The organism is Roseivivax jejudonensis, assembly GCF_900172265.1.
Lineage (GTDB): Bacteria > Pseudomonadota > Alphaproteobacteria > Rhodobacterales > Rhodobacteraceae > Roseivivax > Roseivivax jejudonensis.
The window spans coordinates 269,014-281,101 of sequence record NZ_FWFK01000007.1 but is presented as its reverse complement, the minus strand read 5'-3'; the positions used below and the strand labels follow the sequence as shown (position 1 = coordinate 281,101).

The following is a 12,088-nucleotide window of genomic DNA, read 5'->3' as shown; positions in this document are numbered from 1 at the left end:
ATAGGCGCGGAAATCGCCGAAGTACTTCGTGATCGCCGCCGTCAGCGTCGTCTTGCCGTGGTCGACGTGACCGATCGTGCCGATGTTGCAGTGCGGCTTGCCGCGTTCGAACTTTTCCTTTGCCATCTCTCTCAGACGCCTTTGTTGCCGTTGGGTGGGTCCGGGCGACCCGGTTCACATCGCGGGCCACATATTGGGTCGGGTGGGGAAAATCAAGCAGCCAATCGGGGCCGCGCGGGGCCGGCTCAGCCGCCCGCGACGGCCGCGGCCGGCGCTTGGCCCGCCGGCGCGGGACCGGGCGCCGCGGCGGGCGGGGTCGTGGCGCCGGCCGGCGCGGTCGCGGCCTCCGGGTCCGACGGTGCCGCCGCGGCGCCCGGTTCGATGTCGAGCCCGCCGAACCAGCCCTCGGCGCGGGCCTGGCGGCGCAGCCATGTCTCGATCTGCAGCGCGGCGTTGCGCGACAGCGCGGTCAGCTGCTCTTCTTTCGTCTGGGTCACGCCGGAGCCGACGAGCGTCTGCGCCGACGGTGCCTCGAGCGCGGTGATCTCCTTGGCCTCGGGGTGCAGCCGGGCCTCGGACACGGTTTCGTAGACGCCGTCGCGCAGGACGTTGACCCGCACGATCACCACCGAGTTGGGATTGAACACGACCGGGATGCCCGGCCGGGCCAGAACGTAGCCTTCGACGCTTACGCCGAGATGGTAGAGCTGGTCGCCCTCGTAGCGGCGAAACCGCTCTTCGAGCGCCGCGTCCATCGCGGCGATCCATTCCTCCTGCGAGGCGTCGCGGGAGGCCGGGCCCTTCTGGAGATTGGAGGCCGTGACCACGGCGTGGCCGAGGCGGAAGTCGCCCAGCGGCTCGACCGGTTCGCGCAATTCGCGTCCGCCATCCATGCAGGCCGCGAGCAGGAGTGCGGAAAGGACGGGAACGAGACGGCGCATGACGGACTCCGGCGGGATCAGGGGATCTCTGGCGTGGGGCCCGGCATAGACGAGGCGCCCGGCGACCGCAATCGCCGGGCCCGGACCGCCGCGACGCCTCAGCGGTTGGCGCCCGGCACCCAGAGCACATCGGCGCGACCGTCGTCGTTGGCGATGCGCGCGGCGACGAAGAACCAGTCCGACAGGCGGTTGAGGTAGATCACCGCGGCCGCGTTCACGCCTTCCATGCTCGACAGCTCGATCACGTGGCGTTCGGCCCGGCGGGCGACCGTCCGGGCGTGGTGCAGGTGCGCGGCGAGCGCGGACCCGCCCGGCAGGATGAAGCTGCGCAGCGGTTCGAGCCGCGCGTTCATCGCGTCGATCTCGGTCTCCAGCCGCTCGGTCTGCGAGGCGACCATGCGCAGCGGCGGATACTCGGCATCGGCGTCGCGCTCCATGTCCGGGCGGCAGAGATCGGCGCCGAGATCGAAGAGATCGTTCTGGATCCGCGCGAGGCCCTCGTCCTCGGCGCCCGAGGCGTGCAGCCGGGCCAGGCCGAGGATGGAGTTCAGCTCGTCCACGGTGCCGTAGGCGCGCACCCGGAGCGAGTGTTTCGAAACCCGGCTTCCGTCGCCGAGCGCGGTTTCACCGGCATCCCCGGTGCGGGTGTAGATCTTGTTGAGAACGACCATCTCAGCCTCCGCGACGAACCCAGACGAACAGAAGGATCAGGAGCACCGCCACGAACTGAGCCGCGATCCGCCAGCGCATCAGCTTGTTGGCGTATTTCTTGTTGAACTCGCCACCCTTCGCGAAGCCGCCGATCCCCGTCATGAGGATGACGACCACCACGAACATGACGAGGGCCATCAGGATAAAGAGCGGATCGCTGGCCATGGGGGCTCCTTCCGGTATCGGTGTCCCGAAGCCCTTAGCCTAGCAGCGCGGCGCCGAAAGGCGAGCCCTCAGGATTTCGAGAGCAGGCGGTCGAGCCAGCGCGTCGGCAGCACGCGCGCGGCGAACGCGCCGATATGGGCCGGCGGTGTCACGGTGTAGCGGGCCTTGGGGCGGCGCGCCTCGAGCGCGCGCACCGCCACGCGCGTCGCCTCGCCCACCGGCCAGTTGCGACCCGAGCCCTTGTAGAGCTGGTCGAGAAGCGAGGCGCGGTAGGCATCGGCGTTGGGGCTGTTCTCCCAGTCGATCCAGCGCTCGAACTGCCGCACCGCGTTGGCGCGGAACTCGGTGGCGATCGGTCCGGGTTCGATCAGCACGACCTCGATGCCGGTGCCGTCGAGCTCCATCCGGAGCGTGTCGGACCATCCCTCGAGCGCGAACTTGGTGGCGACGTAGGCGCCGCGATACTTGGCCGCGACGAGCCCGAGAATCGAGGAGTTGTTGAGGATGCGCCCGCCGCCGGCCGCGCGCATCAGCGGCAGGACGCGCCGCGTCAGGTCGTGCCAGCCGAAGAAGTTGGCCTCGAACGCGGCGCGCATCGCGTCGGTCGGCACGTCCTCGAGCGGGGCCGGGATCGCCGCGGCGCCGTTGTTGAAGAGCGCGTCGAGCTGACCGCCCGTGGCCTCGGACACCGCGGCGACGGCGCCGGCGATGCTTTGCGGGTCCTCGTAGTCGAGATGCAGGCATTCGAGCCCTTCGGACCGGAGCCGGGCGATGTCCTCGGACTTGCGCGCGCTCGCGAAAACGCGCCAGCCGCGGGCGGCCAGCGCGTGAGCGCAGTCATATCCGATGCCGGTCGAGCAGCCGGTGATGAGGATCGTCCTGGTGCGGGCCATGACGCCCCATACGAGGCCCGGCCCGCGGGCGCAATGTCACTCCGCCGACGCGGTCACCAGGAAATCGGCCATCCAGCCGATGCGGTTGCTCTCGACCACGCGGAGTTTCAGCCAGCCCTCGCTTTCGCGGAGGACCTCGACGCTGTCGCCGCGGCGCAGCTGCGCCATCACCGAGAAGTTGGTGCCGGGGCCGGTGCGCATGTTCACGACGTTGCCGTCGACCTGCCGCACGTCGCGCACGGGCTCTGCCGTGTCGCCCGTATCGAGCGCGTTGGACGACGCGGCCGTCGTTTCGCGCACGCCGGACGCGTCGGTATCGTCCTCGGGCATGGCGCGGCGGGTCAGCGCCACGTCGCGCACGGTGTCCACGAGTTCGGGCGGCACGGTCTGCGCGCCGGGCGCGGCCGTCGCGGCCTGCGCCGCCGCCGGCGTGGCGACCTGGGTCAGGAGGTTGCCGGTGTCCGCGCGGGCGACACGCTCCGCATCGTCGGCCGGGGACGCCCCGGCCTCGGCTTCGGCGGTGCGGGCGCCGTCTTCGTCGAGCCACCAGCCCGGTTCGAAGTCGTTGCCGCCAGACATTTCATAGAAGCCCCAAAACAAGGCTCCGAACGTCACGAAAATGAACTTGTACACGCGGTCCCCCAGAACTCGGTGGCCGACGCGAGAAAGGGCGCCGGCAAGATATTGCTTACACGATTCCCAACTCACCACGTAGCGGTAAGTTTCATCATTCGGTCGAACCGGGCAGATCCGCTTTACGCCCAACGGGTGGCGGGGTATCACAAGATCCATGGACGACGCCTCCGACGACCCCAATATGAACCCACGCAATCTGGCGGAGCCGCTGCGCCGTGCGATCGGCGAGCGCTATCTGACCTACGCGCTGTCGACGATCATGAACCGCGCGCTGCCGGATGCGCGCGACGGGCTGAAGCCGGTGCATCGACGGATTCTGTTCGCGATGCGCGAATTGCGGCTGAGCTCGTCCGGCGGTTTCCGCAAGTCGGCGAAGATCTCGGGCGACGTGATGGGCAATTACCACCCGCACGGCGACGCCGCGATCTACGACGCGATGGCGCGCCTCGCGCAGGATTTCGTCATCCGCTACCCGCTGGTCGACGGCCAGGGCAACTTCGGCAACATCGACGGCGACAACCCGGCGGCCTCGCGCTACACCGAGGCGCGGCTGTCGCCGGCCGCCGAGGCGCTGCTCGACGGGCTGAACGAGAACGCGGTGGACTGGCGCCCGAACTACGACGGCACGCTGGAAGAGCCGACGGTCCTGCCCGCGGCGTTTCCCAACCTTCTGGCCAACGGCGCGTCGGGCATCGCGGTCGGCATGGCGACGAACATTCCGCCGCACAATATCGGCGAGCTGATCGATGCCTGCCTGCACTTCATCAAGACGCCGAACGCGCAGGACGACACGCTGGTCAACTACATCCCCGGCCCGGACTTTCCGACGGGGGGCGTTCTGGTCGAGGGGCGCGACCAGATCCTCGAGGCGTATCGCACCGGGCGCGGGTCGTTCCGGCTGCGGGCGAAATGGCATATCGAGGATCTCGGCCGCGGCACCTGGCAGATCGTGGTGACCGAGATCCCCTACCAGGTGCAGAAGTCGAAGCTGGTGGAGCGGCTGGCCGAGCTGATCCAGACCAAGAAGGTGCCGATCCTCGCCGACATCCGCGACGAGAGCGCCGAGGACGTCCGCATGATCCTCGAGCCGCGGTCGAAGAACGTGGATCCCGACGTGATGATGTCGACGCTGTTCCGCAACTCGGACCTCGAGGTGCGGTTCTCGCTCAACATGAACGTGCTGATCGACGGCGTGACGCCCAAGGTCTGTTCGCTCAAGGAGGTGCTGCGCGCCTTCCTCGACTTCCGCCGGGACGTGCTGATCCGCCGCTCGCGCCACCGGATGGAGAAGATCGACCACCGGCTCGAGGTGCTGGAAGGCCTGATCGTCGCCTTCCTCAACCTCGACCGCGTGATCGACATCATCCGCTACGACGACGACCCCAAATCCGCGCTGATGCGCGAGGATTGGGGTCGCGATCACGTGCGCGCGGCGTCCGAGCGCGACTACGTGCCGCCGCCGCCGGCCGACGGCGGCGAGATGAGCCTGACCGAGGTTCAGGCCGAAGCGATCCTCAACATGCGCCTGCGGTCGCTGCGCCGGCTCGAGGAGATCGAGCTGGTGGCCGAGCGCGACCGGCTGATGGAGGAGCGCGCGGGCCTCGAGGACCTGCTGGAGAGCGAGGACCTGCAATGGTCCCGGATCTCCGAGCAGTTGCGGGAAACCAAGAAGGCGTTCGGCCGCGACCATACGCGCGGCGCCCGGATGACGCTGATCGACGAAGCCGGCGAATCCGAGGACGTCCCGCTGGAGGCGATGATCGAGCGTGAGCCGGTCACGGTCGTCTGCTCCGAGCGCGGATGGATCCGCGCGCTGACCGGGCACATCGCGCTCGACCGGGAGCTCAAGTTCAAGGACGGCGACGGGCCGCGCTTCATCTTCCATGCCGAGACCACGGACAAGCTGTTGGTCTTCGCGTCGAACGGGCGGTTCTACACGGTGTCGGCCGCCGCCCTGCCCGGCGGGCGCGGCATGGGCGAGCCGCTGCGCCTGATGGTCGACCTGCCGAACGAGGCCGAGATCGTGGACATCCTGATCCACCAGCCGGGCCGCCGGCTGCTGCTCGCGTCGTCGGCCGGCGACGGCTTCGTGGTGGCGGAGGACGAGGTGGTGGCGCAGACCCGCGCCGGCAAGCAGGTTCTGACGGTCCGCGGCGACACCCGCGCGAAGGTCTGCCGCGTCGTCCGGGGCGATGCCGTGGCGGTCGTCGGCGAGAACCGCAAGCTGCTGGTCTTCGACCGTGCCGAGCTGCCGGAGATGGCCAAGGGCAAGGGCGTCCGGCTGCAGAAATACAAGGACGGCGGGTTGTCCGACGCGCTGACCTTCAGCCTGGCCGACGGGCTGAGCTGGCGCGATCCGGCGGGGCGCACCCGCCTCGTGGCGCAGCCCGAGCTCGACGAATGGCGCGCGCGGCGCGCGACGGCCGGGCGGATGGCGCCGCGCGGCTTCCCCCGCGACAACCGCTTCACCTGACGCGCCGAGGCACTTGGCAGGGGCGTGCGGCGCTGCAACAAGTGGCGCATGACCGACATGCCGCCGCCCCTGCCCGCCCGTCACGCCGCGCCCCGCTACACCGGCGAAGGCCCGGCCCTGTTCCGGCTGGGACTGGTGACCGGTCTGCTGACCTTCGTGACGCTGGGGATCTACCGATTCTGGGCCAAGACGCGGATCCGCCGCTTCATCTGGTCGGCGGCGGAGCTCGACGGCAGCCGGTTCGAATACACCGGGACCGGGCTGGAGAAGTTCCTCGGCTTTCTCGTCGCGGTGGTGTTCCTCGCCGTCTACCTCGGGCTGGTGCAGATCGCGCTCGTGTATGTCGGGCTGAACCTGTTCAGCGATCCCGAGACACCGCAGCAGGCCATGGCGCAGCTCAGCGCCTTCTACATCACGTTCCTCGCGGTGGTGCCGTTCCTGTTCTTCGCGATCTACCGCGCGCGCCGCTACAAGCTGGCGCGGACGCGCTGGCGCGGGATCCGCTTCGGCATGGAGAAGGGCGCGTGGGGCTACGTGCTGCGGGCGATCGGCTACTGGACGCTGACGATCCTGACGCTCGGCGTGCTGCTGCCGCTGCAGACGTTCCACCTGACGAAATACATGACCGACCGGTCGTGGTTCGGTGACGCGCGGTTCGTCCAGAAGGGGCGGTGGACCGCGCTCTACCGGCCGATGCAGCACATCTTCATCGGGCTCTTGTTCCTCGTGCTTCCGGGGCTGCTGATCGGCCTGTCCGACGCGCCGTTCGGGGCGTTCCTTCTGTTTCTCGTCGGATTCGTCTGGTTCGGGGTCGGGCTGGTCGTCTACCGAGTGCAGAGCTTTGCCTACCTGACCCGCAACACCGTGCTGGCCGAGGGCGACGTGGCGCTCGACGCGCGGCCCTCGACCGGGCGGTTGATCAAGCTCTACCTTCTCGGGGCGCTGGTGATCTCGGTCGGGATCGCGGTCTTCTCGGGCGTGGTCAGCGCCGCGGGGTCGATCGTGTTCGGCGGGCTCGAGCAGATGCTGAACAGCGACGCCGCCGCAGAAACCGTGCCCTTCGCCGCGCTGATCGCGCCGCTGGCGGTCGGCGGCCTGTCATACCTCGCGATCATGGTCGTGGTCGGGGCGGCGACGCTGGCGCTCATCACGCAACCGATCCTCGCGCATTTCGTCACGACGCTCGACATCTCGGGGATGGGAACGGCGGATCGCATTCGCCAACGGGTCGCCGATCAGGGCGCCGACGCCGAGGGCTTTGCCGACGCTCTCGATATCGGCGGGGCGATCTGAGCGATGCGCCCGGCCCGAGCGCTCTATTTCGACGGGGAGACGGCGGCGGCGCGCCCGGTGCAGGTGCGCCTGTCGGACGACCGGATGGCGCTGGTGATCGAGGGCGCGGGGCCGAATGGCGCGCTGCGCTGGCCCCTGCCCGATCTGCGCGCGCTGCCAGACGGCGCCGATCGCGATACGCTGACGCTCGCGCCGGTGCGCGACACCGGAGACGAGTCGATGCTCGATGCGCAGCGGCTGGAACTGCGCGACGCAGAGGCGATCGCGTGGCTGCGCCGGACGCGGCCCGCGCTTTTCTCACGCGAGGTGCGGGCGGGGACCGGGCGACGGATCGCGCTCTGGCTCGGCGGGGCGGTGGCCGCAGTCGCGGTGATGCTGTTCGTCATCCTGCCGGGGCTCGCCGATGCGCTGGCGCGGGTAATCCCGCCGGAACGCGAGGCGGCGTTCGGGCGCACGGTCATCGGGCAGATGGAGCGGCTTCTGGGGGCGGAAACGCGCGGCGGCCTCGACTGCGCCGACCCGGCGGGACGGGCGGCGCTCGACCGGATGACCGCGCGGCTCACCGAGGGGCAGGAGATCGGCTACGACCTGCGCGTCCGCGTCTTCGACCACGACATGGTCAACGCCTTCGCCGCGCCGGGCGGGCAGGTGGTGCTGATCGACGGGCTGATCCACGAGGCGGAGACCCCCGAACAGGTGGCGGCGGTGCTCGCGCACGAGATCGGGCACGTGGTCAACCGCGACCCGACGCGGGCCGCGCTGCGCACGGCGGGGTCGGTCGGGCTTCTGGGCCTGCTGTTCGGCGATTTCGCGGGCGGCGCGGCGATCCTCGTCGTGGCGGAGCGGCTGATCGACGCGTCCTATGCCCAGGCCGCCGAAGATGCCGCCGACCGGTTTGCCCACGACATGCTCGCCCAGGCGGGCGTGCCGCCCGATGCGCTGGCGGGAATGTTCGAGACCTTCCGCGAGATGGCGGGCGACACGCCCGAGATCCTGTCGCATTTCATGTCTCACCCGAGCCTCGACGCGCGCATCGCGGCGGCGGAACAGGCGACGCCCGACGACTTCGCGGCGCGGCCGATTCTGGACGAGGCGGAGTGGCAGGCGCTGCGCGGGATCTGCGGCCAAGCGGACGCGACGGAGGGGTGACGGTGGCCGCCCGGCCGGTCCGACGTGACGACACGGCGGTCCGACGCGACGTAGGGGAGCGCTAACGTGACGATTTTACGCTGTTTCCGCACTATATGAGGCGGTATCACGCAGCGTGACCGGACAATGACGACCGGGCGGGGCCGTTCGGCCCCTGCTGTTCCGATAGGAGGATGACTAGAATGAAGGTGCTCGTACCCGTCAAACGGGTCATCGACTACAACGTGAAGGTCCGCGTGAAGGCGGACGGCACGGGTGTCGACCTCGCCAACGTCAAGATGTCGATGAACCCCTTCGACGAGATCGCGGTCGAGGAGGCGATCCGCCTGAAGGAGGCCGGCAAGGCCGAGGAGGTCGTCGCGGTCTCGATCGGCGTGAAGCAGGCGCAGGAGACGCTGCGGACGGCGCTCGCGATGGGTGCGGATCGCGCGATCCTGATCGTCGCCGCGGACGACGTGCACCAGGACATCGAGCCCCTGGCGGTGGCGAAGCTGCTGAAGGCGGTGATCGACGAAGAGCAGCCGGGCCTCGTGATCGGCGGCAAGCAGGCGATCGACAACGACCTGAACGCGACGGGCCAGATGCTCGCCGCGCTGACCGGCTGGGCCCAGGCGACCAACGCCAACACGCTCGACATCGACGGCGACCACGCGGTGGTCGCGCGCGAGGTCGATGGCGGCCTGCAGACGATCAAGGTGAAGATGCCCGCCATCGTCACCACCGACCTGCGCCTGAACGAGCCGCGCTACGCGTCGCTGCCGAACATCATGAAGGCCAAGAAGAAGCCGCTCGAGGAGAAGACGCCGGAGGATTACGGCGTCGACGTCGGGCCGCGCCTCGAGGTCGTGAAGACGGCGGAGCCGCCCGAGCGCGCCGCCGGCGAGATGGTCGCCGATGTCGATACGCTCGTGGCGAAGCTCAAGGAAAAGGGAGTGGTGTGATGGCCGTTCTTCTGATGGCAGAAATCAACGACGGTCACCTGTCGATGGACGCCACCGCCAAGGCGGTGACCGCGGCCCAGGCGCTGGGCGACGTGACGATCCTCGCCGTGGGGTCGAAGGCGGCCGAGGCCGGCAAGGAAGCCGCGACGATCGAGGGCGTGGCCAAGGTGCTGGTCGCCGAGGACGCACGCTACGGCCACCGCCTGGCCGAGCCGACCGCGGCGCTGATCGCGTCGCTCGCGGATGACTACGACCACATCGCGGCACCGGCCACGACCGATGCCAAGAACATCCTGCCCCGCGTGGCGGCGATGCTCGACGTGATGATCCTGACCGACGTGACCGCCGTGGTCGACGCCGACACGTTCGAGCGTCCGATCTACGCCGGCAACGCCGTGCAGACGGTGAAGTCGAAGGATCCGAAGAAGGTGCTGACCATCCGCACCTCGACCTTCGACGCGGCCGGCACCGGCGGTAGCGCCTCGGTCGAGGAGATCGCGGCGGTCGACGATCCGGGCCTGTCGGAATGGGTCGAGGACAAGCTGGCCGAAAGCGATCGGCCCGAGCTGACCTCGGCGGGGATCGTCGTCTCGGGCGGCCGCGGCATCGGCTCGGAGGAGAACTTCGCGGTGATCGAGAAGCTCGCCGACAAGCTCGGCGCGGCGGTCGGCGCCTCGCGCGCGGCGGTCGATTCGGGTTTTGCGCCGAACGACTGGCAGGTCGGTCAGACCGGCAAGGTCGTGGCGCCGGACCTCTACATCGCGGTCGGCATCTCGGGGGCGATCCAGCACCTTGCCGGCATGAAGGACAGCAAGGTCATCGTCGCGATCAACAAGGACGAGGAAGCGCCGATCTTCCAGGTGGCCGATTACGGCCTGGTCGGCGACCTGTTCGAGGTGATCCCGGAACTGACCGAGAAGCTCTGATCCACGCCTGCGCGACGCGCGGCTTGCGGGCCGGTCCCCTTGCGGGGGCCGGCCCTTTTGGTGCGCGCGGCTCAGGCGGCCACGGCCTCCACCGTGGCGAGCAGCGGATAGAGCGCCTCGGCGATCTCGGTATGGGCCTCGGCCCCGAGCATCCGGGCCGCGGCGGAGGCATCGAAGTCGCTGAAGACCATGCCCGACGTCCCGGCGGCGCGGGCGGACGCGCTCGGCGTGTAGACGACGATGTCGCGGACGCGCGGGCGCAGAGCCTCGAGCATCGGCCGCGTGACGAAGAGCGGATCACCGGAGAGCGTGTCGCCGGCCGCGAAGGTGGCGGCCTCGGGCGGTTCGTCCCGCGCCGCCCAGAGCAGCACCGGTGCGCCGCCGATTTCGGCCAGGATCATCTTCATCCGGGCGACCCAGGCCGCCTGCACCTCGGCGACCACGAGCGCGAAGCGATCCGGCGCGGTGTCGAGCAGCGCCTGCAGCATCGACCGCGTGAAGGCGTGGTCGGTGAAGTCGATCTCGGGGAACAGGCCCATCAACGTGTCGGACGCGCGCACGAAGCGGTCGTTGCGGCGCGGATGCACCGAGTAGAAGCGGTTCGACATGTTCTGCGCGCCCATGACCTGCACGACGCTGTGACGCGCGCCGGCGGCGATCCCGAGAATGGAGGGATCGTGCACGAAGGCGTCGAGCCCGGCATTCGGGATGCCGAAATTCGCGACCGGCAGGCCGGTCGCCCGGCCGAGCTGCGCGCTGCACGGATCGGGCACGAATTTGCCGTAGGTCTCCGTGCCGCCGATCATCGCGATGAAGTCGCCGGCGCACGCGGCCTTGGGCCCGCGGAACGTGATGCGCGAATTTCCGTAGCGGCACGGTTCATAGTCCACGCCGCCCCTGTCCGAAGAGGCAAAGTTCATCTCACCACCTATGTCGTCTCACCCGTTATTAGAGAACACGATTCGGATTTCGAACTTCCTAACGGCGGATTTCGCGGGCGGGCCCGCCCGCCTGCCCTTGTGCCCGCTCGGGCCGCATGCCTAAGGTTGCGCGGTTTCAACGAGGCGCGAGGCAGGCATGGAGATCAGGACCATCGGGGTCGTGGGCGCGGGACAGATGGGCAACGGCATCGCGCATGTGATGGCCGTGGCCGGCTATGACGTGATGCTCAACGACGTCTCCGAGGAGGCTCTGCAGAAGGCCATCGCGACCGTGGAGAAGAACCTCGAGCGGCAGGTGTCGCGCGAGAAGATCTCGGCCGAGGACCGTGACGCCGCGCTTGGCCGGATCCGCACGACGCTGGAGCTGTCAGAGCTCGGCCAGACCGACCTGGTGATCGAGGCCGCGACCGAGCGCGAGGAGGTCAAGACCAAGATCTTCGAGACGCTGGTGCCGCACCTGAAGCCCGAGACGATCCTGACGACGAACACCTCGTCGATCTCGATCACCCGGCTGGCGAGCCGGACCGACCGGCCCGAGCGGTTCATGGGCTTTCACTTCATGAACCCGGTGCCGGTCATGACGCTGGTCGAGCTGATCCGCGGGATCGCCACCGACCAGGAGACCTACGATGCGTGCCTCGGCGTCGTCGAGAGCCTGGGCAAGACCGCGGCCTCGGCCGAGGATTTTCCCGCGTTCATCGTCAACCGGATCCTGATGCCGATGATCAACGAGGCGGCCTACACGCTGCTCGAGGGTGTGGGGAACGTGCGGTCGATCGACGAGGCGATGCGGCGCGGGGCGAACCACCCGATGGGGCCGCTGGAGCTCGCCGATTTCATCGGGCTCGACACGTGCCTGTCGATCATGAACGTGCTGCACGACGGGCTCGGCGATACCAAGTATCGCCCCTGCCCCCTGCTGTCGAAATATGTCGAGGCGGGTTGGCTCGGACGGAAGACGCAGCGCGGATTCTACGATTATCGTGGCGACACGCCGGTGCCGACCCGCTGAAACGCAA

The 12,088-nt window shown here is 69.1% G+C and carries 13 protein-coding genes; 6 read left to right on the top strand and 7 right to left on the bottom strand.

Features of this window, described 5'->3' with window-relative positions:
- The 6 genes from ROJ8625_RS18110 to ROJ8625_RS18085 all read right to left on the bottom strand — a co-directional run.
- Positions 1 to 126 (bottom strand): GTP-binding protein (locus tag ROJ8625_RS18110; RefSeq protein ID WP_234984312.1); only part of this gene is annotated, 126 nt, incomplete at its 3' end.
- A gap of 119 nt (positions 127 to 245) precedes the next feature.
- Positions 246 to 941 (bottom strand): hypothetical protein, encoded by a 696-nt coding sequence (locus ROJ8625_RS20725; RefSeq protein ID WP_143535174.1) that lies wholly within the window; start codon positions 939 to 941, stop codon positions 246 to 248.
- A gap of 98 nt (positions 942 to 1,039) precedes the next feature.
- Complete coding sequence (locus tag ROJ8625_RS18100; protein ID WP_085793319.1) at positions 1,040 to 1,612, bottom strand: cob(I)yrinic acid a,c-diamide adenosyltransferase; 573 nt, start codon at positions 1,610 to 1,612, stop codon at positions 1,040 to 1,042.
- A 1-nt stretch (position 1,613) separates the two neighbouring features.
- Positions 1,614 to 1,817 (bottom strand): twin transmembrane helix small protein, encoded by a 204-nt coding sequence (locus ROJ8625_RS18095; protein ID WP_085793318.1) that lies wholly within the window; start codon positions 1,815 to 1,817, stop codon positions 1,614 to 1,616.
- A gap of 68 nt (positions 1,818 to 1,885) precedes the next feature.
- Complete coding sequence (locus tag ROJ8625_RS18090) at positions 1,886 to 2,710, bottom strand: SDR family NAD(P)-dependent oxidoreductase (RefSeq protein ID WP_085793317.1); 825 nt, start codon at positions 2,708 to 2,710, stop codon at positions 1,886 to 1,888.
- A 36-nt stretch (positions 2,711 to 2,746) separates the two neighbouring features.
- The gene (locus ROJ8625_RS18085; protein WP_085793316.1) at positions 2,747 to 3,343 is read right to left on the bottom strand and encodes an SH3 domain-containing protein; all 597 of its coding nucleotides are present in this window, start codon (positions 3,341 to 3,343) and stop codon (positions 2,747 to 2,749) included.
- Between the two features lie 157 nt (positions 3,344 to 3,500).
- On the opposite strand from ROJ8625_RS18085, the gene ROJ8625_RS18080 reads away from it, so the two are divergent.
- From ROJ8625_RS18080 to ROJ8625_RS18060, 5 genes are all read left to right on the top strand, one after another.
- A complete protein-coding gene (locus ROJ8625_RS18080) occupies positions 3,501 to 5,819 on the top strand; it encodes a DNA topoisomerase IV subunit A (protein WP_085793315.1) in 2,319 nt (772 codons plus the stop codon).
- A gap of 48 nt (positions 5,820 to 5,867) precedes the next feature.
- On the top strand, positions 5,868 to 7,112 hold the full coding sequence (locus tag ROJ8625_RS18075) for a YjgN family protein (RefSeq protein WP_085793346.1): 1,245 nt from the start codon (positions 5,868 to 5,870) through the stop codon (positions 7,110 to 7,112).
- A 3-nt stretch (positions 7,113 to 7,115) separates the two neighbouring features.
- Positions 7,116 to 8,261, top strand: coding sequence for a M48 family metallopeptidase (locus ROJ8625_RS18070; RefSeq protein WP_085793314.1), 1,146 nt, complete (start codon positions 7,116 to 7,118; stop codon positions 8,259 to 8,261).
- A 182-nt stretch (positions 8,262 to 8,443) separates the two neighbouring features.
- On the top strand, positions 8,444 to 9,202 hold the full coding sequence (locus ROJ8625_RS18065) for an electron transfer flavoprotein subunit beta/FixA family protein (RefSeq protein WP_085793313.1): 759 nt from the start codon (positions 8,444 to 8,446) through the stop codon (positions 9,200 to 9,202).
- Positions 9,202 to 10,128, top strand: a complete 927-nt coding sequence (locus tag ROJ8625_RS18060) for an electron transfer flavoprotein subunit alpha/FixB family protein (RefSeq protein WP_085793312.1) — start codon at positions 9,202 to 9,204, stop codon at positions 10,126 to 10,128. The genes ROJ8625_RS18065 and ROJ8625_RS18060 overlap by 1 nt, the downstream gene beginning before the upstream one ends.
- Before the next feature lie 71 nt (positions 10,129 to 10,199).
- Here ROJ8625_RS18060 and ROJ8625_RS18055 read toward each other — a convergent pair whose 3' ends face one another.
- Positions 10,200 to 11,048, bottom strand: coding sequence for a DUF6473 family protein (locus tag ROJ8625_RS18055; RefSeq protein WP_085793311.1), 849 nt, complete (start codon positions 11,046 to 11,048; stop codon positions 10,200 to 10,202).
- A 157-nt stretch (positions 11,049 to 11,205) separates the two neighbouring features.
- Here ROJ8625_RS18055 and ROJ8625_RS18050 point away from each other — a divergent pair, with 157 nt between their 5' ends.
- A complete protein-coding gene (locus ROJ8625_RS18050; RefSeq protein ID WP_085793310.1) occupies positions 11,206 to 12,081 on the top strand; it encodes a 3-hydroxybutyryl-CoA dehydrogenase in 876 nt (291 codons plus the stop codon).
- Positions 12,082 to 12,088: the final 7 nt, after the last annotated feature.

What these genes read in the sequence shown, in the direction of transcription:
- ROJ8625_RS20725 (WP_143535174.1), bottom strand. Translation starts at nt 941, where the DNA reads ATGCGCCGTCTCGTTCCCGTCCTTTCCGCACTCCTGCTCGCGGCCTGC.
- ROJ8625_RS18100 (WP_085793319.1), bottom strand. Translation starts at nt 1,612, where the DNA reads ATGGTCGTTCTCAACAAGATCTACACCCGCACCGGGGATGCCGGTGAA.
- ROJ8625_RS18095 (WP_085793318.1), bottom strand. Translation starts at nt 1,817, where the DNA reads ATGGCCAGCGATCCGCTCTTTATCCTGATGGCCCTCGTCATGTTCGTG.
- ROJ8625_RS18090 (WP_085793317.1), bottom strand. Translation starts at nt 2,710, where the DNA reads ATGGCCCGCACCAGGACGATCCTCATCACCGGCTGCTCGACCGGCATC.
- ROJ8625_RS18080 (WP_085793315.1), top strand. Translation starts at nt 3,501, where the DNA reads ATGGACGACGCCTCCGACGACCCCAATATGAACCCACGCAATCTGGCG.
- ROJ8625_RS18075 (WP_085793346.1), top strand. Translation starts at nt 5,868, where the DNA reads ATGACCGACATGCCGCCGCCCCTGCCCGCCCGTCACGCCGCGCCCCGC.
- ROJ8625_RS18070 (WP_085793314.1), top strand. Translation starts at nt 7,116, where the DNA reads ATGCGCCCGGCCCGAGCGCTCTATTTCGACGGGGAGACGGCGGCGGCG.
- ROJ8625_RS18065 (WP_085793313.1), top strand. Translation starts at nt 8,444, where the DNA reads ATGAAGGTGCTCGTACCCGTCAAACGGGTCATCGACTACAACGTGAAG.
- ROJ8625_RS18060 (WP_085793312.1), top strand. Translation starts at nt 9,202, where the DNA reads ATGGCCGTTCTTCTGATGGCAGAAATCAACGACGGTCACCTGTCGATG.
- ROJ8625_RS18055 (WP_085793311.1), bottom strand. Translation starts at nt 11,048, where the DNA reads ATGAACTTTGCCTCTTCGGACAGGGGCGGCGTGGACTATGAACCGTGC.
- ROJ8625_RS18050 (WP_085793310.1), top strand. Translation starts at nt 11,206, where the DNA reads ATGGAGATCAGGACCATCGGGGTCGTGGGCGCGGGACAGATGGGCAAC.